The sequence below is a fragment of the Pseudomonas baetica genome, assembly GCF_051216495.1.
Taxonomy (GTDB): Bacteria; Pseudomonadota; Gammaproteobacteria; order Pseudomonadales; family Pseudomonadaceae; genus Aquipseudomonas; species Aquipseudomonas baetica_B.
The window spans coordinates 27577-52889 of record NZ_JBPKAM010000008.1 but is presented as its reverse complement, the minus strand read 5'-3'; the positions used below and the strand labels follow the sequence as shown (position 1 = coordinate 52889).

Genomic DNA, 25313 nt, shown 5'->3' with positions numbered 1-25313 from the left:
GGCAGTGATACCGGGCAGTATGACTGTGGACGAGGTCACAGCGCTGACAGACCGCGAGATGTATAAAGTGAACCGTCAACGATTGTAGGAGAGTCCAAGGTCAGCTATGGGGGTGTTTTCAGGCTGTCGCCACAGGCAGAAAACGACCCATAGCGGACGCCCCAAAAGGGCTCTCCACTTAGCTCATCGTTTCGCACCAACCAAAGCCAATGCAATTCCTCCCAGCACTATCAGGGATGCGATCAGCATGCGTGCCGAAAGCGGCTCGTTGAGAAATATCACTCCCGCGACGGATGCAAGCACCGGAACGCTTAGCTGAAGGGTTGCGGCTGTCTGAGCGCGAAGTCGTTTCACGACGGCGTACCACACGACGTAGCCGGCCCCGGACGCAAGCACTCCTGAAGCAGCAGCATAAAGTGCCCCTGTTGGAGTGATGTGTAGACTTGCCTGGGAAAGCCCAATTGCTGTGACGACCGCAACCAATGGCAGGCTTCGCAAGAAGTTCCCGGCTGAGTCGCGAGTAGGGCTTTCTGAGCGCTTCCCCAGCACGGAGTAGCATCCCCAGGCTAATCCGGCGACTGCCATGAATAGCGCGCTGATGAGGGGCGGTGCACTTCCACCTGGGGCCAGCAGGGCAATCAGTCCAGAGAATGCTACAAGCATTCCCAGCACTACCCATATTTGAAGTTTCTCTCCAGCTCTCATGCCCAGGGCGAACATCGTGATTTGCACGGCGCCAAACAAAATCAATGCACCAACGCCTGCGTCTAGTTGCACATAGGCTAGCGAGAAGAGGTAGGCGTAGACAAAGAGGTAGAAGCCACCACGCCAGGTGCCACTGGGCGATCTTGATAGCGTAGGCCTCAGGCAGAGCGGTAGTAGCGCTAGCGCACCTCCGAGCAAGCGAATTGTAGTAAAGGAGTCCGGGTCGATATCGCCGGTCTTTAGCGCTAGACGGCAAAAGACAGAGTTTGCTGCAAAAGCTATCAAGCTGAAGATCGTTGCGGCTAACCACAGCCATGTCTGCTCGCTGGTTTGCTGCACGTTATCTCTACTTCTCATCACGGCCTGGCCCTCAGGTTCATTTGGTCATGGCTATGCAGCAGGGGAGGCTTAGAAGCCTCTCTGTGCAATTAGCACTACACCGGCAATCAGCAATGCGATGCCTGCCAACGGCATGAGCAGATCATGAACAGCAATACGACCTGCACCGAACGCGTCGACCAGCAAGGCGGCGAGCACCTGGCTTGCGATCAGAACTGACGCTGTGGTCGCAGCGCCCAAGCGCTGATAGCCGAGAAGACTCGCAAACACACAGAACGAGCCCAGTACACCTGGCAACAAATGCCAGTAGCGGAGTCCACTCAGGGCCTCAGTGATGCCTTCCAGCCCAGACTTGCCGACTAGAAGCGCCAGGAGAAGCAGGAAGCCGACCGCTGAGTTTGTTAACAGTGCCACGAGAGCGGAGGATGCTCCCCCCGTGATTTGCACCATCAACAAGTTCTGCACGACTAAGGCGGCCCCCGCCGCAATGAGTAGCCCTAGAGTTAGGTAGTTCATGGTTTTGGGTCGGCGGTTAATCAGCAGGACGAGCGTCTAGCTTCAATTGGAGGAAGGTCAGATCCAGCCACGTGCCAAACTTCACTCCGACCTCTCTCAATGTCCCCGCATGCTCGAACCCAAGCCGTTCATGCAGACGAATCGAAGCAATATTTTCCGCCTCGATGCCTGCCACCATTACATGCTTACCGATGCTGCGTGCCCGGTCTATAAGCGCCGAAAGCAGGTGCTTGCCTATGCCATTGCCCCGCTGATCCGCACGGACATAGATAGAGTGCTCCACGGTATGCCGGTAGCCATCCCATGCTCTCCAATCGCCAAAGGAGGCGTAGCCTAGGACATTGTTATCAGTATCGATGGCGACCAGCACCGGGTAACCCGCTCGCGCCCTATCAGCAAGCCAGGCTCGGCGGTTGTTGGTATCGACCTTCAGGTCATTCCAGATGGCGGTGGAGTTCTCCACAGCATCGTTGTAAATGGCAGTGATCCCTGCGATGTGGTCGTCTGTGGCGTTAACAATTTCCATGGGAACCTCTTAGAGGGCTTCGTCGCTATAGTGGATCAAATATCCACCATAGTGGACTTAATGGCAATATGTTAACGCTCACCCGGTCAGAAAGGATCGAGTTTTTTGCCTGATTCCCCATGAAATTGGCATTAGATGGGTGGGTAAAAGCCTTTTCCTCAGTGGAAGCGCCAAAAGTGTCGTATTACTATAGTTGTACGAAAGCCTCCTTCTCTGATGAGGCCACGACACCTGAGCGAAAATCACTGATGAATAACGAAATTGACCTGCAAATTGGCGCTCGGATTAGGATTGAGCGAGAAAGCCGAGGTTGGTCTCTAACAGACTTGTCCGCTAAAGCCGGCGTCTCGCGGGCAATGATCTACAAGGTCGAGCGCGGAGAGAGCAGTCCCACCGCTAACCTTTTGGGCAAGCTATCTGGTGCCTTCGGATTGAGCATGTCTACTCTCATGGCCCGCGCTGAACTGCGCCAGGGGAGGTTGCTCCGAGTAGTAGATCAACCGCTTTGGATTGACCCCGATACCGGATACGAGCGCAGGCATGTATCTCCCCGCTCCGACATGCCCTTGGATCTCGTGCGAGTGACGCTACCAGCTGGCAAGCAAGTGCCGATGCCGGCCTCGTCCTATGCATTTTCACGTCAGCTGATATGGGTAATTAAGGGCGAGCTTGTTTTTGTAGAAGGCAAAGTACAGCACCGTATGAGCGAAGGTGACTGCCTGGAACTGGGCCCGCCTACGGACTGTGTTTTCATAAACGACAGCGGTGAGCCATGTGTATACGGAGTAGTCGTCCTTAGCCTTTCCTGATTGCTCACCGCTCTATGGGCGGCAATAGAAATGTCCGCTTATGGCTGTCGTGAAGGGTGGCAATCGACCCATAGCCGCCGCTCGTCGTGATTCACTTTCAGGCTTACATGCTCTGGAATACACAAGCTTTTGGTGCGCTTTACCGCTCAATAATCGCTTGACTGCCCATAGTCACCCAGCTTTTCCATCAGCGCTCCAGCAGCTTCCAGTTGTTTGCGTTCTTTCTCCGAAAGGCAGGCTTGCACCGCGTTGCCAAGCCATTCATCACGCCGCTCTCGGCTTTCCTGCAAGACCAGTCTGCCTTGTTCAGACAACCCTATCCATGTGCGTCGACGATCGTTTGTGTCTTGAGTCCGCGTAATCAGTTCTCGAGCTTCCAGGTCACGTAGCAGAGAGGCCAAATTCGATGACCGCATGTTCTCTGCTTCTGCAATTTTCGAAGGTGTTGCCGCCCCGTCCATATGGTCAATGGCACTCAAGACCAGCATCTGCGACCAGGTCTCAGGGTGATTCTGGGCCTCTTGGCGCAGGCGCTTGCTTAATCGAGTCAACTGCTCGCGAAACAACGAAATATCCATACAGATCTACCTATATAAAAATAGCTATGTAATTATAGCTATATTTAGCATGTAACGGTGCCCATTCTCAGCGTCGGGCCGTGAAAATCATCAAGGGGTTTACGATGTCCAATGAGCATCCAAGATTCGAGCGGATTCTTCTCACCAATGATGACGGCATAGACGCTCCAGGGCTCAAGGTTTTGGAACGCATTGCATGCCAATTGGCACGTGAGGTTTGGGTTGTAGCGCCATTACTGGATCAAAGTGGCACCTCCCATTCGCTGAGTCTTCACACGCCCTTACGGCTGAGCTTTCACGGTGCAAGACGCTTTGCGGTCACCGGGACACCAGGTGATTGTGTGGCGATGGCGCTAGGACATTTGCTCAATCACGATAGACCCGATCTGATTTTGTCCGGGGTTAATCGAGGTGCGAACCTCGGAGTTGAAACAGTATTTTCGGGGACAGTCGGGGCAGCCATGACGGGCTTGTTATTTGGCATACCCGCTATTGCATTGAGCCAGGCGTTTACCGACAGGAGTGCTGTGCCTTGGGATAACGCGCTCAATCATGCGCCGCAAGTCATCGCCCAGCTCATGGACATGGACTGGCCGAAGGATGTTTGCTTGAACGTCAACTTCCCCAGCTGTGCCCCGGGTGCTGTGCTTCCATTGAAACTGACGCGCCAGGGTTCCGGGCGCTTGAACGGTGTCTCTGTGCGTTCAGAAAATGATCCGCGTGGCCTTGAGTATCATTGGCTGCGCCTGGATAGGCACACACAAGGCGATGCGGCGGGCACTGAAACAGCTGAGCTTCTTGCTGGGCACATCACTGTGACACCGCTACAGTTTGAGCGGACTCATGACAAGGCGTTCGCATCATTCGAACAACAGACTCGAGATTCGCTCGCGCTTTAAAGTCGCCATTTTTAAAGCGGGGTAACGTTTTCTCAGGTTAATAGCTTGGTCGGGCGCAGCCTAAGAATGACCGCTTTTGGCCGATTGCTGACCGAGGTTGACGGACTTCCTCAGGGTATGAAACGGCCCGTCGCCACTCAGCCGTTTGGGCCCTCCAGTATTTCAGTTCATCTGAATCCGATACAAAAAGGGTGGGGCGTTAAATGCCCATTACAGGTCTGCGTTTGGATTTGCTTTGCGCAATAACTGATCGTGAGACCTGAACCCTTGCATTAGCAGTTGTGGCAGTACCTCACTTGCTCGCCCCCCTAACCAAAACTCCCGCGCGCTTCGGACACACTTGGCGTCTGGATTGATATGTACCACGGTTGCCCCCGCCCGCCAGGCAATTTCTGGTATCTGTGCAGCGGGCTCGACGACTCCCGATGTACCGACAGATAGCAGTACGTCGCAGTCTTTCGCAGCGGCAAAAGATTGTGCGAGAGCCTGGGTAGGCAGGCTTTCTCCAAACCAAACTACGCCAGGGCGCAGCTTGCCACCGCAATGAAGGCATTTCGGCGGCTCCAAATGCCGACCTGTTATTGGCTCGTCAGGCGGCGGTAAGGGGTCGATAGCGAACCTGGCGCAGGCAAAACAACGTGGCTTGTTTAAACTTCCGTGCAGATGGATGACCTCAATACTGCCGGCGCGCTCATGCAGGTCATCTACGTTCTGTGTAACCAGCGTTAGCTTGGGCACTTTGGCGGATAGTTCAGCAATTGCGCGATGCGCCAGATTGGGTTGCGCGTTGTACACTTGCATCCGCCGCCACTCATACCAGCCCCATACGAATGTCGGATCTCGTCTAAAGGCTTCACGTGTAGCCAGCGCAGCGGGGTCGAAATGTGCCCACAATCCAACCAGCGCATCACGGAACGTTGGAATTCCGCTTTCGGCAGAAACTCCAGCTCCGGTGAACACAAGGACATGCTTGGCGCTACGTAGTGCATCGAGCAAGCCCTGATCAATTTCCACGGGATGTACCTCAGTTTTTTCTTTTTACCAATGCGATATGGATAGCCGACTGTCCATTCGCCGTGTCGATGTAGTTTGCCGTGGACATGTCGCAGAGATGCACGGGTTCTAATGCCAGTTCCAGTTTTGAAGCGCCTTCATACCATTCGTCTTCGTCTTGCAGTGCATGTTCAAAGGCCTGAAGCATTCCCTGGAAATCCTCGAACTGACGATTCAGCGCGTACCCGCCGGCTTGATCTTCGTAGAAGCGATGGAATACCAGAAGGACCACACCCCACCGTATAACCTGGTCATTTGACTCGGTATTGGGTATGACCTTTTGTAGGTCACGGCGGATTTCCCATATTTTCTGGTAGGCATTTTTATTATTGTGGACGACTTTGAACTCCACAGAATGAGGTGGCTGCTCTCCTGTCTGATCTTCAATCCACAAATCCACTTTCTTCCGCTCGGGAGCGATCAGCCAGCGGGGCACATTGTGACGCTCATCCAGAGGTTCGCCCAATCCAAACCGGGCACGATTGACGTCCAGTAGTGCAGCAGCTTCCAGGCTCAACCAATGCTCCGGTGCTGCTGTGACCGCAATGGACATCAACATGCGTCGGCGCTCCTCCTGCTGGAGATGGGTAATCAAGAAATCAAAAAATGAAGGCACAAAGGACATAAGTGGTGTCTGCTCTCGAAGGGTTACGTGGTGACAGCAATGATATAATGGCCATTTGCTATGGTGCAGGAGTGCTGATCGGATGACCAGTAGAAGTGAAATTTTTAGTTTCAAGTTCGAGTCACAAAATTTCCAAATCTACAGTTATGCCGATGAGGCTGGCTTGCTTTCTCATACAACTATTCAGGAAGTCGATCGCGCCCGATTTGCGTTTCTTGTCAATGCCCCGCTGGATGTCTCGATACAGGTTATCGGCCAGTTCTCGTATGTGTTTTATCTGGATGCGGAACCTGTCGAGCGAAAATTCTTGCCTCAAAACTATCAACTGGTTTACTCGGAACAGCCATGTGGGCGCTCGTTCGACCGATGGATTGAGACAGTTATCCGTTATTTGTGCGCCTGCTTCTGTTGCAATGCCATTCCGGCGTTCGATGCGCATGAAATAGCAAGTGTCCTCCTGGAAGCGCGGCAACACCGATTGCTTTTCAACGTAGTGCCCTTTGATACCCTTTCGATATTACCGTCGACCCTTGATGGTAAGCGGGTCTTCAATCGATTGCTGGCAGTCGTTTTCTACTCGCCCGATTGGGACTACGGGGATGTTTTCGATAAGTTGGAGTTATGCGAGTGTCTTGGGCACCGCGTTGTTGGAGGTGGGGCTTTCCATCCGTACGATGAGCGTTTGGTGATGCTGCTAGGTGATCTAGCCTGCTGTGACCAACCTAGTAATGCGATAAAAGCTGAACTGGGTCCCGGAGATTTGCCGGCCATTTATGAATGAAAATGGGGCATACAACCGATAAAGCTCAGCGCCGCCTTGGGAAGAGGAGAGTCACTTGTCACCGGCCGCTTCTGGCCGATTTCTGCCTGTTGTGAAGTGCTGCATTCGACCCGAACCGGTCAGTCGTGACAGGCAGAAAACGCCCCAGGCAGTGAAAAAAAACGGGCACGGTCGTGAAGAATGTATTGCAACGTAAAATCTGCTCTTGAGTCCTATTGTGTGTCCGGGGGGCTAGCGACCAATTGCGAGCGGGGCGTCAAAATGGCCAAGGCAACCGCCACAATCAAGAGCGCCGGCACGTCACCTGCCAAGTGCCCCATTTGCTCTGGCTGGGTGACCGCCTGGACGGCCATGATTGCTCCGTGTACGGCGCTAGACCAGACGGTGAACCAGATCAGGCTCAAATTGGCTAAAGGATCACGTGCGGCCAGGACCAAGAACACCCCAAGTGTGGCGTAGATGCCAACGATCATCATCGGGTAGTCCGAGTGACCGACATGCCAGGCCCAGCCGGACGGCCAGAACAACATAAGCGGGTAGAGAGCAAGGCTCGCGAAGCCAGCCAAAACCAGAACGACGCGCAAATACCTGAGGCGATTGACTACGGTCATGGCGGATTCCTCTTTGGGCCTAACTCTAACGAGACCCCAAGCGGGGTGATAACGCCTTTACCGGCTTGGTGGATCACATTCCTTGTTCTGTCGTCTATCCCCGGCCACTAAAAGGTGACCACTAAAAAGGTGACAGATCTCTTTATTTACAATAAATCCGTCACCTTTTTGCTGTCCACGCCGGGATATCGGTGGTGCCCTATGTGCAGGACTTTCTTTTGATCTTCGTTCTAGAACGCGGACGCCTGCATCGTTCGCTTGTCCGCCTGTTTGCGATAGCGCCCCGGCGATACTCCATACCAGCGCTTGAACGAACGGAAGAAGTTGCTCGGATCGGAGAAGCCCAGCTGGAAGGCGATGTCCAGCAAGGGGCGGGAGCCTTGGATGACGTAACCCCTGGCCAGAACGGCCCGGCGCTGATCGAGCAAGGTTTTATACGACGTCCCTTCGGCCAGCAATCGGCGGTGCAGGGTGCTGGGGCTCAGGTTGAGCAGGCCGGCGACCCGTTCGCGTGACGGTTCGCCCTCGGGCAGCAGTTGCTGCAGTACGTTGCCCACTTGCAGGGCGATCGATTGCTGGCGTCGCTGCTTCAGGCGCTCTTCCAGATGCTCGCGGTGTACTTCGAAGACCTGCGGGTTGGCCAATGGCAGGGGTGTTTGCAGGTCGCGTGAAGACAGTTGCAGGCAGTTGTTCGGGCTGTCGAAGCGTATCGGGCAGTCGAACACGCTGCGGTACAGCGCCAGGTCCGCGGGCGGGGGAGGCGGGCGGCGCAGGCACACTTGTTTAGGCCGGAACCCCGTACCCAGCAGCCAGCGGCAGAACACCATCGTAGCGCCCATGGTCATGTCGGTGATGGCCTGGGGGATGGCATAGAGCTGGGGCGTCACTTCCATGCGCAGGGTGGCGCCGTCGGCCTGCGGGCTGAACTCGCAGTCCGAGACATCACTGAGCAATTGCTGGTAGCGCATGAGGTGGGTCAGCGCATCGGCCAGGGTCGGCGCGGCGAGCATCAGGTGACCCACCTGGCTCATGCAGCCGGGGCGGAAGTCCTGGCTGGCGCGCAGGGCCAGCAGGGGATCGCCGGTTAGCTCGCAGGCCAGGGTCCAGAAGTGTGCGATCTGGATGTGCGCGATGCTGGCGCCGCTGTCGTGCAGGACCTGCGGGTCGATGCCGCTGCGGGCGAGCAGGTGCTCCACGTCCACTCCGCGCTGTGCAAGCGCTGGCAGCATGCCTTGAAACCACTGAGCGGATGCTCTGGGCATTGTCATGGAGGTCACCTGAGGGTTGATGAGTTCTTATCGTCGAAATGACTTTCTGAACTTTTGTATGGAATCCTATTCGAGCTATGATGAGCCCGTCAATCACCAACCGACCGAACTCCATGCCCGATCCAAGAGTCCTGCGTAGCCGCCAGAAAATGGCCAATGCCTTGTTCGACCTGATTAGCGAAGGTCACACCTATCCACCTGCGGTGAACCTGGTGCTGGAGCGCGCCGGTGTGGCGCGGGCCACGTTCTACAGTCATTTCGCGGACATGGACGCACTGCTGGCCTGGGAGGTGGAGCGCATCCTCGATGAGCTGCAAGCCAGCATCGATTGGCAGGGGCACGCCCGGGACGCACCGTTTAGTGGTCGTGTGGTGCGTGCCGTCCTGCTCCGGGCCCGGGAGCGCACGGAACTGTTTCGCCTGCTGCTGACGGGGGGCGCCGGGCCTATTCCGTTGGAGCGCTTCTACACGCGCTTCTACGAGGCCTCGCTGGCGTTCAATCGTCGGCGTTGCGCCGATATGAACATCACGCCGGCGATTCCGCTGGAGGTGATCTGCAGCAGCATCAGCGGCCAGGTGATGGGGGTGCTGCGCTGGATGGTCATTCACCAGCCGGATGCCGATGTCGATCAGTTGGTGGCCTGGATGCGCAGCATCTACCAGCAGGGCATGAGTCATTTGCTGATGCCGCCGGGTGACTCTCAGGGACAGTGAGTTGAACGGCACGGACAGTTTTATCGAGGGGTAGATCTCCATGCTGGGGGCATGAGGCGGCCAATGTCGGGCCCGCCATGAGGCTCCCCCATGCACCTGTCCCTTGCGTTCTTTTCGCTGCTGGCCAGCAGCGTTGCGCTTGCCGCGCAGCCCCCCGTCGACCGCCTGGAGCGACCGGCTCCGGATCAAGCCAATGTTCAACAGCAATCATTCAATGACGTACTGAGCCTGCCCGTAGGTTTCATCGCCGCCGGGCGCGATGGCCTGCTGGTGCAGGGTGACGGCAAAGGTCATTTCAACCCGTTGCCCAGCCCGACCAGTGTGTTGCTCACCGCAGTCCGTGGCCAGCCAGGGCAAGCGATATGGGCGACCGGTCACGATGGCCTGGTCATGCGCCAGGCGCCGGGCAAACCCTGGCAGCGCATCCTTGACGGCAACCAGATCAACGCGTTGTTGCAGGCGGGCGCCCAGGACAGGTTGCAAAAGGTCCAGGCGGCCAGCGATGCGTCACCCGATGACAGTCAACTGAGCCGGCAACTGGAAGACGCGCAGTTCTATCTGGACGACGCGCAGGCCAGCCTGGATGCGGGACCGGCGCGTCCCTTGCTCGACCTGTGGGTTCGCGATGACAACCGCGGGTGGGTCGTGGGGGCCTACGGCGTGATGCTGGCTACCGACGATGGCGGTGCGCAATGGCGACTGCTGGATAACCTGCCCAACCCCGAACGACTGCATCTGAACAGTGTGCTGGAAACCGCGCCCGGGGTGCTGCTGGTGGCTGGTGAAGGAGGGCGGTTGTATCGCTCCGCCGATGCAGGGCAGCACTGGGATGCGCTGCGTCAACTGGGCAATGGCTCGCTGTATCGCCTGATTCCGCTGGGCGCACCAGGTGATGTGCTGGTGGTCGGGTTTGGTGGGTTCGTCGCGCGCTCGCGGGATGCGGGTGTCACTTGGCAAACGTTGCCGGTTCCGGCCAAGGCCAGCCTGTTCGGCGGCACGCGCCTGGACAATGGCGGGGTGCTGTTGGTCGGTCAGGGCGGCAGCCTGCTCTATAGCGAAGACCTGCAACATTTCCGCCTCTGGCGCGATCCGCAGCAACGGGGCTGGATGGCCGCCACGCAACTGGCCGATGGCAGTCTCGAACTGGCCGGGCGTCAAGGGCTGTTGAACCTGGGACGAAATGAACTGCTGGAGCGCTTCCAATGAACATGCAGGCCAACCCGAATGAGCGCCGACTGATCGGCCGACTGGAGCGAGCACTGTTCTCGCGCCGCCCACTGGTGCTGCTGGCGTTTTTGCTGGCCACGGTCGTGTTGACCTGGCAGGCCCTGCACATCCGCCCGGACGCCAGCTTCAGCAAGATGATCCCGCTCAATCACCCCTTCATCCTCAACTACCTGCGCTTCGAGGAAATGCTCAGGCCGCAGAGCAATCTGCTGCGGGTGATTGTGGAAAATCCCAAGGGATCGGTCTTCGAAAAAGGCTTCATGGAGCGCCTGCGCGAGGTCAACGACGCGATCTTCTATCTGCCGGGCGCCGACCGCGGCAATCTGAAGTCGCTGTGGACGCCCAACGTGTTCTGGCAGGAAGTGACCAGCGATGGCTTGCGTGCCGGACGGATCATCCCGGACGGCTACGATGGCAGCCCGACCGCGCTGGAACAGGTGCGGACCAACGTCGCCCGTGCCGGCTTGATCGGTTCGCTGGTGGCCAACGACGAGCGCTCGGCGATCATCCTCGTGCCGTTGCTGGAGAACGATCCGCAGACCGGCCAGCCACTCGACTACGCGCGTTTTACCCAGGCCCTCGAGGCTCAGGTACGCGAGCATTTCGACGGCCCGGACAGTCACGTGCGCGTGGTCGGTTTCGCGCAGATCATTGGTGACCTGATCAGCGGAGCAGCGGTGATCCTTCTGTTGTTCTGCGCCACGCTGGTGCTGATCAGCGTGCTGATCTACCTGTATTGCCGGTGCTGGCGCAGTACTTTGGTGACGATCGCCACCTGCCTGCTGACCGTGGTCTGGCAACTGGGCCTGCTGCGCCTGTTGGGGGTGGGGCTCGATCCCTATTCGATCCTGGTGCCGTTCCTGATCTTCTCTATTGCCACCAGTCACGCCGTGCAGAACATCAACCTGATGGCCAGCGAAATGGCCACGGGCGCCACGCGACTTGAGGCGGCGCGGAAAAACTTCAGCATCCTGTTCATTCCCGGCTCCATGGCGCTGATCGCCGATGGCATTGGCTTCGCCACCTTGCTGATCATCGACATCGGCGTGATCCGGCAGTTGGCGCTGTCGGCCAGCCTGGGCGTGGCGGTGGCCTTGCTGACCAAGATGCTGCTGTTGCCGGTGCTGATGTCCTACGTCGGTGTCAGCGCTCGTGGTTTGGCCCGGCAACGTCTGCGCGATGCGTCGCCACGCCCGCTGTGGCGCCTGGTCAGTCGGGTGGTGCGGCCGCGTCCGGCACTGGCGTGCGTGTTGGTCAGTGGTGCCTTGCTGGCGGGGTCGATGTACCTGGCCCGTGACCTGCAGATTGGCGACCTCGACCGGGGCGCACCGGAGTTTCGCCCCGGCGCGCGCTACAACCAGGACAACGCCTACTTGCTGGAGCACTACACCACCAGTACCGACGTGCTGGTGGTGCTGCTCAACACCCCGCCCGAGCAGTGCGCGCGCTTTGCCGCCGCGGATCTGGTCAGCCTGCTGGAGCAACGTCTGCGACAAGTGCCGGGGGTGACCCGCACCGACTCGCTGTACCAGCGCATGCGTCAGGCGATCTTTGCGCGCAACGAGGCCAATCCGAAATGGGACGAGCTGTCCCGTGACCGTTTCGTGATGAACGCCGCGCGCTCCAGTGTCTCCAGTGAGTTCGCCAGTTCCGATTGCAGCAGCGTGCCGATCAGCGTGTTCCTCGCCGATCACAAGGCCACGACCCTGACCGGTTTGGTGAAAGCCATCGATGCCTTCACTGCCGAGTACCAATTGCCCGAGCACAGTCTGCTGATCGCCGGCGGCAATGCCGGAGTGGAGGCGGCGACCAACCAGGTCATCGAAGTGGCCAACCACCGGATGCTGGCGCTGGTCCTGGGGATCGTCGGGTTGATGGTCTGGTGGGAGTTCCGCTCATTGAAAGTGACCATCAGCCTGGTGGTGCCGCTGTACCTGTCGGCGATGTTGTGCGAGGCGCTGATGGCGCGCATGGGCATGGGCGTGAAGGTCGCCACCTTGCCGGTGATCGCGCTGGGCGTGGGCATTGGCGTGGATTACGGGATCTACCTGTACAGCCGGCTGGACGGCTTTCTCAAGCGCGGTCTGTCGCTGGAGCAAGCCTACTTCGAAACCCTGCGCAGCACCGGAACCGCTGTGGCTTTCACCGGCTTCACCCTGGCCCTGGGTGTGGCCACCTGGGTGTTTTCCAGCATTCGTTTTCAGGCCGATATGGGGCTGCTGCTGACGCTGCTGTTCCTCTGGAACATGCTCGGCGCCTTGTTGTTACTCCCGGCGCTTGTTGCGTTGCTTTCCAGAGTCAGTGTTTTGAATCGCAGGGTCAGGGCGCGAGGCAAGCAGAACCTGACAATCGCATCGTGAGCCCGGTACCCGGGCTCGACCAACACTAAAACAAGAAAGGTCATTTTCATGAACCGCTTCGCTTATCGTCGGCGCCTTCCTGCGTTTCGACCGCATCGCCTCGCGCTGCTGATCGCCCTCATCAGCAGCCCGGTCCTGGCGGCCGAGTTTCAGGTGGGGGAGATCCAGGGGCGCGCCAACGCCAAGCTTTCCCTTGGCGCCCTGTGGAGCGCCGAGGACGCCGACAAGGCCATGATCTACCCGCAGAACGCCCAGGCCATCGGCCAATCGTTCGATCCCAACGGTGTCGGCCGCAACAGCGATGACCGCCGCCTCAACTACCGCAACGCCGGCACGCTGATCTCCACGCCGCTGACGTTCCTCGGCGAGATGGACCTGAAGTGGCAGAACTACGGTCTCTTCACCCGGGCCAAGACCTGGTACGACTACCGCCTGAACCATGACGAAGTGTCCTGGGGCAGCGCCGCCAACGGCTACGATCACGGCGCGCGGCTGGACGACAGTCACTACGATGACCTGGCCAAGTTCCAGGGTGCCGAGTTGCTCGACGCCTATGTCTACGGCGATTTCCAGCTGGGCGAGAGTGCCTTGCAACTGCGCGGCGGCAATCAGTCGGTGAACTGGGGCGAATCGCTGTTTTTCCTCAACGGCATCAACAGCATCAACCCGGTGGACACCGCCGCCTTGCGCCGGCCCGGCTCCGAGGTCAAGGAGGCACTGGTGCCGGTACCGATGCTCTACGCCAACCTGAGCCTGACCAACAACCTGAGCCTGGAAACCTTCTACCAGTTGAAATGGCGCAAGTCGGTACTTGAAGGCTGCGGCACCTACTTTGCGGCGGTCGACTACATCTCCGAGGGCTGCAACGCCGTCATGGCGCCCAATACCCCGGCACTCGCGGTCGACGATGGCACCCGCTTCGCCAATGGCGCCTACCTGCACCGCGCCAGTGATGACGATCCACGGGACAGTGGCCAATTTGGTGTGGCGGCACGCTACTTCATCGATGAGCTGGGCACTGAAGTCGCCGGCTACTACATGAACATTCACAGCCGTACGCCGCTGGTGGGTGCAATCAAGGCCGATCGCACCAGCGGTGCCAGCTTCAACCCGTTGGATCTGGCACACAATGCGCAGTACCAAGCGGTGTATCCCGAGGACATCCATATCATCGGCGCCAGTTTCAACAGCAACCTGGCCGGATGGTCGGTGTTCGGTGAAGTCAGCTTCCGCCCGAACCAGCCGCTGCAATTGCATTCGGGAGACTTGCTGGCGTCCTACGGCGGTCCGTTGGCAGGCAATCGGGCGCTGCTGCTCAACAATGATTTCCTGGCGACGCCGGCCGGGGGCAGCAATCCGGGCTACGACCGCTTCAATGTCGGCGCCGCGTCCCTCGGCACGCTGAAAACCTTCGGCAACGTGCTGGGCGCGGAAAACCTGGCGTTCACCGGCGAGGTCGCCTGGCGTTGGGTCAACGGTCTGCCGGACCCCGACGAGCGCCGCTACGGTCGCACCGAGATGTACGGCTTCTCCCTGCTCGACGGCAGTTGCACCACCGCGAGCAATCCCAAGGCCGCCAAGGACGGCTGCACCAACAAGGGCTTCGTGACGTCCACCGCCTGGGGCGTGAGGACCCGCACGCAACTCAATTACGCGGACGTGTTCGCCGGCGTCAACCTCTCGCCTTACCTCGCCCTGGGCTACGACGTGGACGGTTGGTCCTGGGACGGATCGTTCATCGAGAACCGAGTGCAAGGGGCCGTCGGCGTGAAAGCCGATTACCTGTCGCGCTACAGCGCCGAGCTTTCCTACAACGCCGCGGGCGGTTCGCCGTACTTCCTGGGCGCCGACACCGATTTCATTTCCTTGAGCCTGAGCATGGGCTTCTAAGCCGGAGATCACGACATGAACCGAACACTGACAGCCTTGGCAGTGGCGACACTGCTGGCCAGCCCCCTGGCCTTAGCCAAACTCGACGCCAAGGACGCGGCACGCCTGGGCGTTGACCTGACGCCGACTGGCGCCGAGAAGGCCGGCAACGCCGACGGCAGCATTCCCGCCTGGAACGGTGGCCTGACCCAGCCACCGGCAGGCTTCAAGGCCGGCGGCAATTATGCCGACCCCTACGCCAACGAGAAGCCGCTGTTCACCGTGACCGCCGCGAACATGGCGGAGCATGCGGCGCTGCTCTCGCCGGGGCAGAAAGCCTTGCTCACGACCTTCAACGACTACAAGCTGCCGGTCTACCCAAGCCATCGCACGATGGCCCTGCCGGAGGCGGCCTACGCGGCGACGCGCCAGCAGAGCCAGACAGCGGATCTATTGGCCAACGGTAATGGCTTGCAAGGCTACAGCGGTGCCGGTACTCCGTTCCCGATTCCCAAGGATGGCTTGCAAGCCCTGTGGAACCATTTGGCGCGTTACCGTGGCAACGGTTGGGAAACCAGCTACGCGGAGTTCGCGGTGCAGGCCAACGGCAGCTTCACGCCATTGATCCGTCGGCAGAAGCTGGCGCCCGCCGGTGCGGTGTCCGACAGCGAGCCAAACCGCTTGCTGTACTACATCACCTACCTGACCGCGCCGGAAAGCGTCGCCGGCTCGGCCACCCTGGTTCACGAACCGCTGGATCAGGTCAAGGAGCGCCGCCTGGCCTGGACTTACAACCCCGGTCAGCGTCGTGTGCTGCGCGCCCCGGAAATCGCCTACGACAACCCGCAGCAGAACTTCGACGGCCTGCGCACCACCGACATGCTCGACATGTACAACGGCGCGCCTGATCGCTACGACTGGACGCTGGTGGGCAAGCGCGAAATGCTCATCCCGTACAACACCTACAAGTTCCACGACCATTCGCTCAAGTACGCCGACATCGTTCGACCCGGGCACCTCAATCAGGACCTGATGCGTTACGAGCGTCACCGTGTCTGGGTGGTCGAGGCCAAGTTGAAGGCTGGCGAGCGGCATATCTATTCCAAGCGCACCTTCTACCTCGACGAAGACAGCTGGGCCATCGTCGCCGCCGATGTGTATGACGGTCGCGGTGAACTGTGGCGGGTGCAGGAAGCCCAGCCGATCCAGTTCTACGATGTCGCGCTGCCGTACGCGCCGAGCGAAGTGTCCTATGACCTGCAATCGCGCCGCTATGGCGTGGTCGGCCTGCGCAACCAGGAAGCCGGCTACAACTTCAGCGCTCCCTCGCAACTGATGGATTTCAGTGCCAACGCGCTGCGCCGCATGGGTCGCTGATCCCGATAACTCAACTTTCTCACCGCAGGGCGTCCCGTGGCGCCCCTGCATGGCCGGGTGCGCCCGCAAATCGATGGAATGGAAGGGTTTATGAAACGCTTGATAACGAGTGTCCTGCTGGCGACCAGCGGGTTGATGGGCCTGGTCGGGCAGGCCAGTGCCGCCGACGAAATTGGCGTGCCGGGAGCACGCAACTGCTTCTTCAAGCATGGTCCGGTCAGTGGCGACCCCTATGCCAACGCCGCCTACCCGGATGCCGCCACGGCCTACTGGGGGGCGATGTTCAAAACGCCGGAAGGCGCCAAGCTGGAGTTGAAAGGCCAGTTCCCGCACTCGCGCTACATCTCCTTCATCAGCTATGACGAAAAAGGCGTGCCCCTCGAATCGGTGGCCGACTACCTGATCAAGCCACAACCGGGCAGTACCAACCCGTTCGTGGTCGGTGCCGCGCGCGACGGCAAGCAGCGTGACTACCGGCTGACCGTTCTCGATGAGGCCCGCAGTGGCGAGGAAAGCATTGGTCAACTGGAAGGCGGCGGTGTAGGGCGGCCCTTGCACGCGCCAACCAGTCAGGCCGGGCAGCAGATCGTGCTCTACCGCATCTATGCCTCGGACAAGGGCCTGCACCCCACCGGTGGCGTCAGCGTCCCGGAGCCGGTACTGACCCTCAAGGACGGCACCGTGCTGGAAGGGCAGCAGGCTTGCCAGGCACTGCAGGCACAACAGCCGCCACGCTTGAACGTTGCCGCGATCGGCCTGCCCAAGTCGCAGTACCTGTCCTTGCTGAACCAGCCTGGAAAACCAGACACCTGGCCCGCGCAGGAAACCCCGGAGTGGCATATCCAGCTCGACCGCAAGGCTTTGATCGGCATGTACACCGGTGAGATCGACCCGAATGCGCGTCGCAGCGAAGGCGGGTTCTTCCCCAACCTGGACAACCAGTACATCCGCACCATCGTCAACAACCGTTTCGGTGATGTCTTGGTGATTCGCGGCAAGGCACCGACGACCCCCAATACGTTCCACGGCGACAAACGCATGGGCGGCGGGGAAATGCGCTACTGGTCGATGTGTTCCAACCAGGGCTTTGCCAATACCCGGGTCAACGACTGCGTGTTCGATGAGAACGTACCGCTCGATGCCAAGGGTTACTACACCATCATGGTCAGCAAGAAGAAGGATCGCCCACGGGTGGCCCATACCGAATGCGGCATCGCCTGGTTGCCAATCGCCGACGATGGCGACGGCGTGAAGGACCCGGATGTCGCCGTCGTGCAACTGCGCAACATGCTGACCTCGCCCGAGTTCAAGAACGGCGTGAACAGCGTCGCCAAGGACAGTGACATTGCCAGTGTCATGGGCGAGTACGCGCCGAAGGGCACTTACCTGCAACGCAACATCGTCGAGACGGTTTGGACTTGTCCGAAGAAGTCTTGAGGGTTGGGTTGGCTGATGGGATGTCCTGAGGCTGGTTTTTCGCCGGCACCCGCCAGTTTGCAGATCCGTTACTTCGGTTGTGGCTACTGGCGGTTCCGCCCTGACGGCGGGTCACTTTGGAAGAGCCCCAAAGTAACCAAAGGGCTCTTGCCCCACCACTCGGTGCCTCGCTTAGGCTCGGCATGCCCTCACTCCGGCATTGCTCCGTGGGCCGCCGCGATGGGCCATCCTTGGCCCAGCGCGGCTAACCCGGCGTCCTGCCGGGTTACCCACGGAGCAATGCCTGCGTTCGGCCATCGTGGTTTTACGGGGCGCCTAAATCAAAAGCAAAAGCGAGGCGGCCTGACAGCCGACCTGATTTTGCAGTTATCCCCAATCCCTGTGGGAGCTGGCTTGCCAGCGATGACGGACTTACAACCGGCCAATCACTTACAGATACGCCCTTAATCTAATTGTGGGAGCGAGCCCGCTCGCGACGGGGTCAGGCCAGTCAAGATGACCACTGAGTGACACATCTTCTTCGCGAGCAGGCTCACTCCCACAGTTAGAGTTCTGTCAGGTACAGGATTGGTGTTTGCTTTGCTTTGCTTTTGATCTTGATTTTGACCTGCCCCGTCGGAAGGCCGAGCGCAGGTTCTGCGTAGTGGGCAACCCGGCATGGATGCCGGGTTAGCCGCCCTCGGCCATGGATGGCCGATGGCGGCGGGCCCACGGAGCAGGACCGGAGCGAGGGAACCCTGAGCCTTGGCGAAGGGCCGTACGTCAGGGGATAAAGCGCTTGGTCACTTGGCGCTTTTCCAAGTGACTCGCCGTAAGGGCGAAACCGTCAGCAGCCGTTACAGCAGAAACGGATATGTACCCCATTAACCAGAGCACCCAACCCGGGGTAATTTTCGTGTCTACACTCCTGTGTGCCTGTCTGGGCAGGCTCAAGCACGGTGCAAACACAGGAGATGACCACTGCATGACGACTATCGTTAAAACACTGATTCTGGGCGGTGCACTGGTGTTACTGGCCGGTTGCGCTTCCACTTCCCAGCCTGGCAGGAACACGACGCTGGCCGAGAACGTCAAGGGTTCAGGTTTCATGCCCGATGTTTATCCCATGATGAAGCCAGGTCAGGATGGAGAGTCGTTGCTGCTGTACCGCAATCCGAAATTCGCCTCGTCCCAGGCTTTTTCTCGCTACAGCAAAATCTACCTGGACCCGGTCAAGCTGTATGGCGACTCCAAATCCAAATTGCATGACGCGCCCCAGGAACAAAACGCCGCCATTGCCCAGGGTCTCTACGATCAGCTGCATCAACAGCTAGGCAAAGACTATCAAATGGTCAATCAGACCGGTCCCGACACGCTGCATTTGTCTGTCGCGATCATCGACGCGCAAGAGGCTGACTCTTCGATGAAGGCCATGTCCTATGTGCCTATTCCATTGGGTGTTCCGGGGGCCAAGATGGCAACGATGCAGACGTTGTCCCATACCACGGGCAAGCCGCCCTTCGCGGGACAGGTGACGGTCGAAGGGAAAATGGCGGACGCCGGGACCGGAGAGGTGATCGCCGCGATGATTGATCGCCGCGTAGGCGCTCGCAAGCCCATCATCGGTCTGTTCGAGAGCAGTACCTATGACTCCTGGAGCGATGTCAGCGAGGCCGAGCGTTATTGGGCCGAGCAGATGCGCTATCAGTTCTGCATGCGCCGTGGGGCGGGCAATTGCACCAAGGCCAGTGAGTAGCGAGCCGGGCTGTATCGACGCAGGTCGCCATTGCCGGGCATCAACCGGCTTTGGCGAAGGGGGTCTATCCCGCTTTCCGTACAGGATCCAGCCACAGTCGGTGGGGTTGGGGAGAAGAAATCGCTCCGCTCAGATGGCGGTTGGCTGCGGTATGGTGTATTGACCGCTGACCACCGATTTACCCGGCCGGTAAATGCGCATGCCCAGGTACCAGTTATCACCGGGGGTCGGCAACCAGTTGGCGAACTCGCCGCATTTTTCCTTCGGTCCGAACCGTACGGTGACGGTGCCGTCGTCATTGAAGTGCATCGCGCGATTGTTCAGGTTCGAATTTTCGCTTTTCAGGTATTTGTCGGCGCCGTACATGGTGAAGGAAAAGAACCCACCCTCCAGGAATTCAGGTTTGGCATAGGTCGCCTGATAGCATTTGTCGCCGCTCAAGCCATAGTCGCGATAGATGTAGACGGCGTCTTCAGCCGGCAGCAGACCCAGTGCAACCGAGGCGCTCAAGCGCAGCATTTCAGGCTTGATCACCCCGTGCGGTCCCGCTGTGTCATTGAGGTTGGGCAGTTTCGCGGCTTCTTTTTGATATTGGGCGCGCAGGGTTTTCAAACTGGCCTGATCCCAGTCAACGATTTTGTAGGCCTTGGGCGTCGTGCCTGCCGGCCAATTGACCTTGATACCATCCTGCAGCGCCTTGACGTTTTTGGTGTCATCCGGGTCATTGGGGTTGATCTGCGTGCGCATGACCACCCCGACAAACTCCGTTTTCGACTTGATCGGGAATGTGCCGGGCGCATAGAACACCTGGTCGGTGTAGTCGTCGTTTTGCAGAATCATGGCCGACTGATAACGATTGTCCGCTGATTTTGGCAGGGTGATCGTCGTGCCTTCTGGTGCGTAAAACACACCAAACGAATACACGGTATCGCGGTTCATGGTAACTGCCGGCTGCTTGTCCAGCGGGATGAGTGCCCGATCATGACGGAAGGCGTTGGGACCCACGGCGGACACGATGTTTTTGAAGGACTCATCCACTTCCGCCCGTGCATAGTTGTCTGGCGTTACCAGGTCACTGGCGTGAACGAAAGCGGCATTGAGCAGCAGTCCGCTGAGCAAGATTGTTTTCATGTTTCCCATCGCTTCGATCCTTTGATATCTGCCGTTCATTGCTAGTTAAAGACGCGCCCTCCCACCGGGAGGGCGCTCACAGGGGCAATCAGGGCTTGACCACTTCAACGGCCGGGAACTTGTAGCCGCCGGCCTGCACTTCCTTGCTCGGGCCATACATCCTCAAAACGATGTAGACGTCCTTCTCCGGGATGGGCAGGTAGTTGGGATTGTTAGCATCGCCCTTGGCGCTGAGTTCGATGGTGTAGTTGCCGTCGGCGTCGGGTTTCAAGGTGCGATCGCCGCGGCTATGGCGGTTCAGCTCGTTGTGCGCCATGAAGCGGTTGTCGGTGCCATACACGGTGAAAGACCAGAATTCACTGACGTCCGGCGCCTTGAAGTGCATGCGATAGGCCTTGCCGTTGGCACCGCTGATGTTTTGCCCGTCGCTGCCTTTGACGGCTTGCAGGTAGATGGTTTCGTCCGGCGGCAGCCCCCACTGGCCCAGGTAGGTGCCTTCGGCGAACAGTTCACGCGGGTCGTCGCTCAACTGTGCACGGGTGCCCAGCAGCTTGCCGGCATCGGTCAGGGTCGGCGCCAGTTCCTTGATGTGCTTCATGCCCAGTTCTTCGCCTTTCTTCGCGGCGGCGAGTTGGTCTTTAGTGAAGTCCTCCTTGCAAGGTTCCAGGCCCACGGTCTTGAACTGGTCCAGCCATTGCTTGTCAGCCTTGCCCATGGTGCCGTCGCACAACACGAAATTGACCCGTTGCAGCCAATTGGTTTTCGCCGGGTCCAGGTAAGTTCGCTGTTTGGCTTTGGGACCGGAGACACCCAGGTAGGCCGAGAGCGTCCTGACGTTCCAGTCATCCATGTAGTTCAGCGCTTTTTTCTCGTCTTCCGGGCCCGTGGCCATGATCCGGCCCATCAGTTTCACCAGGTTGGAATCGACGCGGATCACTTCGTCGACGCTGCCCGGCACTTCACCTTTCCAGTCCTGAGTGGCGAACATGAAATGGCCGCCTTTGTTGCCACGGGTGCGCGAGCCGATCATGGTCACGGTGTAGTGGCCCATGTCCATGGTGTGCAGGATCCAGTAACGGCCCTTGTCCATGTCCGGCACGCTGACAATCACCGGTTCGGCAGCGACATCAAGCCAGCCCATCAGGTGCAGGGTGTCATTGTTGATGGTCGGGTGATCGGTGTATTTGTCATCGGCCAGGTGGCGGATGTTCTGGAAGCGGTTGAGCGGCGTGTCGGTCTTGACCGCCGTTTCATAGAAGAACTTGTAGGCTTCGTCGATGGAGTAGCCATAGGTGTAGGCGTCCTGGGCCAGTTTGTCGGGTATTTGCGCAAAGGCCGGTACGGCCAGCGAAAGCAGGGTTGCCGCCAGGGTCAATCGTTTCATGAGCACTCCATTGGGTCAGAAAAGTCCGAAGATCTGCCAGCCGAGTTCAGGGAATCGGTGAAGTCAGTTCTCCATTGAAGCCATGCCGATGCCTCCCGCGCCTTTTTGTGAAGGCGGGAAGTCTTTCATGCTCTTCTCAAAGGTCTGGATGTACGGCGCGAGAATCGGAATGATCCAGCTGCGCTGCTGCTGCCAGCGGAAGTGGTCACCGGCCTCCGCAGAACGCTCGTAGGGGTCGACCTTGATATCGAACACCAGACCTCCGGGAATCGGGCTGGCCGCTTCCATCCACTTGTCCTTGATCGCCGTGTGGATCTTCCATTGATCGACACGCACCGCGTTCATGCTGGTTTCGGCGAAGTAGAAGAACTCATGGCGTTGGGACTTGCCGTCGGGCTTGGTCAACATGTCGAGCTGGTTGTAGCCATCGAGGTGGTTCTTGAAGGTCTTGCCGCCCACGTTGAGACCCGACAATAGTTGCTCTTTCACCTGCGGTTTGCCGACGGCGGCCATCAGGGTCGGGACCCAGTCTTCGGAGGTCATGAACTCGCCGGTCCAGGTGTCTGGCTTGATGTGATCCGGCCAGCGGGCGAGCATTGGCACACGAAAGCCGCCGTCCCAGGTCAGGCCTTTCTCGCCGCGAAACGACGCGGCGCCGGAGTCCGGCCAATGAGAGAGGTTCACGCCGTTGTCGGAAGTGAAGAGGACGATGGTGTTCTTGCTCAAACCTTCCTGGTCGAGTGTGTCGAGCAGCTTGCCTACCAGCGAGTCGAGCTGCATCACGGCATCGGTATATTCGGTGTGCCCGCTTTTGCCCAGCCACTGATCGCTGACGTGGATGATCTGGTGCATGCGCGAAGGATTGAACCACAGGAAGAACGGCTGGTTGGCGGCCTTTTGCTTTTTGACCCAGTCGATCGACAGGTCGGTGAAGGTGTCATCGATCGTCTTCATGCGCTCGATGGTCAATGGACCTTCATCGGTGATTTTCTGCTTGCCCACGCGCCCCCAGCGGGGTTCTTCGGTGGCGTCATCGGTCGTCGTGGCCACCGCATGAATCATGTTGCGCGGAATGCCGGGAAATTTCGGGTCTTTGGGGAAGTTGGTCATTTCCGCTATCTCCATGATGTTCAGGTGATAGAGAAAGCCGTAGAACTCGTCGAAACCGTGGACGGTGGGCAGGTATTCATTGCGATCGCCTACATGCGACTTGCCGAACATGCCGGTGGAGTAACCCTCGGCCTTGAGCAATTGCGCCAGGGTCACATCGGTGTCCTGCAAGCCGACTTTCGCGCCGGGTTGTCCGACGGCTGTCAGGCCCGTGCGGATCGGGTATTGCCCGGTGATGAACGCTGCGCGACCGGCCGTGCAACTGGGCTGGGCGTAGTAGTCCGAGATCATCACCCCTTCCTTGGCCAGGCGATCGATGTTGGGGGTGGTGACGGCACCCAGGCCACGGTTATAGGCCGATACGTCCATGGGAGCCATGTCATCGACCATGATGACCACGATATTCGGCTTCTCTGCGGCTTGAACCGGAGCCAAGGCCGCTATGGCCAGGCCGAAACCCAGCAAGGTATTTCTCAAGAGGTGCATGACGAAGCCTCATTTATCCGTGAGATACCCGCCAACGCGACTTGCATATGGCGTCATCGTGAGTGGCTGGCGGGCAATATCTGTACAACGGGATCCAATTTGTATAGCACAAGGTTTTCGGGGGGGCTCAGGGATTGACCTGCTCGAAGTCAGGCAGCTTGAAGGTCTTGTTGTTGAACGCTTCGGTCGGCCCATAGAAACGCATGGTCGGCATCGGGCGTTTGCCCGACGTGGGTATCCAGTTGGACTCCAGTCCTTCGGGAGCTTTCGGACCGACATAGAGGGTGACGCCGCCATCGGCGTTCTTCTTCATGTTGGCGAGGTCGAATGACGACAGCGTGGTGCGGTTGCTGTCGCTGTATATGAAGGAGAAGGTGGCGCGGTCGTAGACCGTCAGCGCCCAGAATTGTTTGACTGGCATGTTGGCCGGAACATCGACCTTGTAGAGTTTGCCGGCTTCGAGCAACTGACCGTCCTTGTCCGCCAGCGCCACCATGTAGGCGGTGGCGGGTGAGTCGCTGAGCGCCTTGGGCATGTAGGTGCACCAGAAGTACTCCGCCGCGCGTTCGATCAGGTCGATCTTGTCGTCATAGGTGAACTTGAACTGGCGATTGGCATCGGTCTGCAACAACGAGACGTAATGGCGGTCGGTCCAATAGACGCGCTTGACCATTTCCTTGTCGAACCACTCCTGCAAATAAAACCAGGCGTCTATCGCGGCCTGGTGCATGGCGCGCTTGGCAGTATCGTCAGGGGCGAAGGGTTTGCCTTTTTCGATGCCCAGGGACTTGAGCATGCCCATCATCACCTTGTCGTGCTCTCGCACGGGTTCGACGCTCATGATCTCGTACATGTCCTGGAAGTGCCGCTCATCATAGAACGGCAGCGTCGGGTAGCGCTGATGGCTGGGGTCGATGAACGTTTGCTGCGGAGGATTCTGCGCCTGGGACAGGGCGTACATGCGCAGGCGTTTGGCGTACGCGTAAGCGTCAGCGGCGGTTTTACCGGCTGGCGGGACCGAGCGGAAAGCGAAGGCGATGCGATAGTTGGGCGAGCTGACGTGGTAGTAGCCCTTGGGGATCGCACCTTTGTAGTCGGGCGCGGTAAACAGGTATTTGCCACCCTTGCCCTTGTCGAGCCCGGCGGGACCTACGTCGGCAATGGTGAACTGCCAGGCGTCCACCACTTGGCCGTAGAGGCTGCCGTCGGCTCCGGCAGGCGGAATCTCCAGGACCACCGGGCCATTACGCAAGTCGGTGTAGGCGGCGATATAAGGCGTGGTGCTGTTGGCGGTCAGGGCTTCGAGTTGCGGGGTGGCCGTCGCCGAGTAGGCAATGATGTCGTTGTCCTTGTAGCCCAAGTCCTCGAACGCGGCGCGACGGAACGAGTAAATGGAGATCGCCGGCATGTTCCACAGCACGGCTTCGAAGGCGCGTTGGTATTTGATCTGGTAGTCGAAGTCCTTGACCGAGGGGCTGGCGCCCTGCGGTGGCTGTCCACCCAGGGGTTCGGTCGCGGCCTGTAGCGAAGCGGCACCACAAGCGGCGAGCGCCACCACCAGCAACCTGGGCAAAAGCGCGTTGGCGACATTCAAGCTTTTGAGGGGCAGGGGCATACGAGTCATCAATCCTTCTACGGCTCTCATGGTGGCTCCAGTCACAAGTTTGGGTGGTGTCCCGACACGCAACAGCCGGGCCGTCAGCTTGCTTCAGCGGTTGGGATCAGACGCCCGCCGAAGTGTAGTGCACCGCTATGGCTCTGCCTGGACAGGGCT

22 protein-coding genes are annotated in these 25313 nt (G+C 59.0%); 10 read left to right on the top strand and 12 right to left on the bottom strand.

Features of this window, described 5'->3' with window-relative positions; genetic code table 11:
* Window positions 1-183: 183 nt before the first annotated feature.
* The 3 genes from ACSFE6_RS05385 to ACSFE6_RS05375 all read right to left on the bottom strand — a co-directional run bounded on the left by ACSFE6_RS05385 (window position 184) and on the right by ACSFE6_RS05375 (window position 2086).
* Window positions 184-1044, bottom strand: a complete 861-nt coding sequence (locus ACSFE6_RS05385) for a DMT family transporter (RefSeq protein ID WP_435426623.1) — start codon at window positions 1042-1044, stop codon at window positions 184-186.
* 69 nt (window positions 1045-1113) lie between these two features.
* On the bottom strand, window positions 1114-1560 hold the full coding sequence (locus ACSFE6_RS05380) for a DMT family transporter (RefSeq protein WP_435426622.1): 447 nt from the start codon (window positions 1558-1560) through the stop codon (window positions 1114-1116).
* 16 nt (window positions 1561-1576) lie between these two features.
* On the bottom strand, window positions 1577-2086 hold the full coding sequence (locus ACSFE6_RS05375) for an N-acetyltransferase family protein (RefSeq protein ID WP_435426621.1): 510 nt from the start codon (window positions 2084-2086) through the stop codon (window positions 1577-1579).
* Window positions 2087-2205: 119 nt separating this feature from the next.
* On the opposite strand from ACSFE6_RS05375, the gene ACSFE6_RS05370 reads away from it, so the two are divergent.
* Window positions 2206-2895, top strand: coding sequence for a helix-turn-helix domain-containing protein (locus ACSFE6_RS05370; protein ID WP_435426620.1), 690 nt, complete (start codon window positions 2206-2208; stop codon window positions 2893-2895).
* A gap of 146 nt (window positions 2896-3041) precedes the next feature.
* On the opposite strand, the gene ACSFE6_RS05365 is transcribed toward ACSFE6_RS05370, so the two are convergent.
* Window positions 3042-3473: a MarR family winged helix-turn-helix transcriptional regulator gene (locus ACSFE6_RS05365; protein ID WP_435426619.1), complete on the bottom strand. Its 432-nt coding sequence runs from the start codon at window positions 3471-3473 to the stop codon at window positions 3042-3044.
* A 104-nt stretch (window positions 3474-3577) separates the two neighbouring features.
* On the opposite strand from ACSFE6_RS05365, the gene surE reads away from it, so the two are divergent.
* Entirely contained in the window at window positions 3578-4372 is a 795-nt protein-coding gene (gene surE / locus ACSFE6_RS05360) for a 5'/3'-nucleotidase SurE (RefSeq protein ID WP_435426661.1), read from the top strand.
* A 210-nt stretch (window positions 4373-4582) separates the two neighbouring features.
* On the opposite strand, the gene ACSFE6_RS05355 is transcribed toward surE, so the two are convergent.
* Together ACSFE6_RS05355 and ACSFE6_RS05350 are read right to left on the bottom strand one after the other, a co-directional pair.
* Window positions 4583-5386, bottom strand: coding sequence for an SIR2 family NAD-dependent protein deacylase (locus ACSFE6_RS05355; RefSeq protein WP_435426618.1), 804 nt, complete (start codon window positions 5384-5386; stop codon window positions 4583-4585).
* 10 nt (window positions 5387-5396) lie between these two features.
* Entirely contained in the window at window positions 5397-5984 is a 588-nt protein-coding gene (locus tag ACSFE6_RS05350) for a hypothetical protein (protein ID WP_435426617.1), read from the bottom strand.
* Window positions 5985-6132: 148 nt separating this feature from the next.
* On the opposite strand from ACSFE6_RS05350, the gene ACSFE6_RS05345 reads away from it, so the two are divergent.
* Window positions 6133-6831: a hypothetical protein gene (locus ACSFE6_RS05345; protein WP_435426616.1), complete on the top strand. Its 699-nt coding sequence runs from the start codon at window positions 6133-6135 to the stop codon at window positions 6829-6831.
* 212 nt (window positions 6832-7043) lie between these two features.
* Here the strand turns inward: ACSFE6_RS05345 and ACSFE6_RS05340 are convergent, their stop codons facing one another.
* Together ACSFE6_RS05340 and ACSFE6_RS05335 are read right to left on the bottom strand one after the other, a co-directional pair.
* On the bottom strand, window positions 7044-7442 hold the full coding sequence (locus tag ACSFE6_RS05340; protein WP_435426615.1) for a DUF6632 domain-containing protein: 399 nt from the start codon (window positions 7440-7442) through the stop codon (window positions 7044-7046).
* 230 nt (window positions 7443-7672) lie between these two features.
* The gene (locus ACSFE6_RS05335) at window positions 7673-8710 is read right to left on the bottom strand and encodes an AraC family transcriptional regulator (RefSeq protein WP_435426614.1); all 1038 of its coding nucleotides are present in this window, start codon (window positions 8708-8710) and stop codon (window positions 7673-7675) included.
* A gap of 113 nt (window positions 8711-8823) precedes the next feature.
* Between ACSFE6_RS05335 and ACSFE6_RS05330 the strand changes: the two genes are divergently transcribed.
* From ACSFE6_RS05330 to ACSFE6_RS05300, 7 genes are all read left to right on the top strand, one after another.
* Window positions 8824-9423 carry a TetR/AcrR family transcriptional regulator gene (locus ACSFE6_RS05330; protein WP_435426613.1) on the top strand — a complete coding sequence of 200 codons (600 nt, stop codon included), beginning with the start codon at window positions 8824-8826 and terminating at the stop codon, window positions 9421-9423.
* A gap of 90 nt (window positions 9424-9513) precedes the next feature.
* Window positions 9514-10629, top strand: coding sequence for a WD40/YVTN/BNR-like repeat-containing protein (locus ACSFE6_RS05325; protein WP_435426612.1), 1116 nt, complete (start codon window positions 9514-9516; stop codon window positions 10627-10629).
* Window positions 10626-13010, top strand: coding sequence for an efflux RND transporter permease subunit (locus tag ACSFE6_RS05320; protein ID WP_435426611.1), 2385 nt, complete (start codon window positions 10626-10628; stop codon window positions 13008-13010). Before ACSFE6_RS05325 ends, ACSFE6_RS05320 begins: the two co-directional genes overlap by 4 nt.
* Window positions 13011-13058: 48 nt before the next feature.
* A complete protein-coding gene (locus ACSFE6_RS05315) occupies window positions 13059-14900 on the top strand; it encodes a DUF1302 domain-containing protein (protein ID WP_435426610.1) in 1842 nt (613 codons plus the stop codon).
* A 15-nt stretch (window positions 14901-14915) separates the two neighbouring features.
* Window positions 14916-16256, top strand: coding sequence for a DUF1329 domain-containing protein (locus ACSFE6_RS05310; RefSeq protein WP_435426609.1), 1341 nt, complete (start codon window positions 14916-14918; stop codon window positions 16254-16256).
* A gap of 90 nt (window positions 16257-16346) precedes the next feature.
* On the top strand, window positions 16347-17693 hold the full coding sequence (locus tag ACSFE6_RS05305) for a hypothetical protein (protein WP_435426608.1): 1347 nt from the start codon (window positions 16347-16349) through the stop codon (window positions 17691-17693).
* A 964-nt stretch (window positions 17694-18657) separates the two neighbouring features.
* Complete coding sequence (locus ACSFE6_RS05300; protein ID WP_435426607.1) at window positions 18658-19428, top strand: DUF3313 domain-containing protein; 771 nt, start codon at window positions 18658-18660, stop codon at window positions 19426-19428.
* A gap of 129 nt (window positions 19429-19557) precedes the next feature.
* On the opposite strand, the gene ACSFE6_RS05295 is transcribed toward ACSFE6_RS05300, so the two are convergent.
* The 4 genes from ACSFE6_RS05295 to ACSFE6_RS05280 form a co-directional block, all read right to left on the bottom strand.
* Window positions 19558-20559: a DUF1214 domain-containing protein gene (locus tag ACSFE6_RS05295; protein ID WP_435426606.1), complete on the bottom strand. Its 1002-nt coding sequence runs from the start codon at window positions 20557-20559 to the stop codon at window positions 19558-19560.
* Window positions 20560-20647: 88 nt separating this feature from the next.
* Window positions 20648-21943, bottom strand: a complete 1296-nt coding sequence (locus ACSFE6_RS05290; RefSeq protein ID WP_435426605.1) for a DUF1254 domain-containing protein — start codon at window positions 21941-21943, stop codon at window positions 20648-20650.
* A gap of 63 nt (window positions 21944-22006) precedes the next feature.
* Window positions 22007-23539, bottom strand: a complete 1533-nt coding sequence (locus tag ACSFE6_RS05285) for an arylsulfatase (RefSeq protein ID WP_435426604.1) — start codon at window positions 23537-23539, stop codon at window positions 22007-22009.
* A 127-nt stretch (window positions 23540-23666) separates the two neighbouring features.
* The gene (locus ACSFE6_RS05280; RefSeq protein ID WP_435426603.1) at window positions 23667-25154 is read right to left on the bottom strand and encodes a DUF1254 domain-containing protein; all 1488 of its coding nucleotides are present in this window, start codon (window positions 25152-25154) and stop codon (window positions 23667-23669) included.
* Between the last annotated feature and the right edge of the window lie 159 nt (window positions 25155-25313).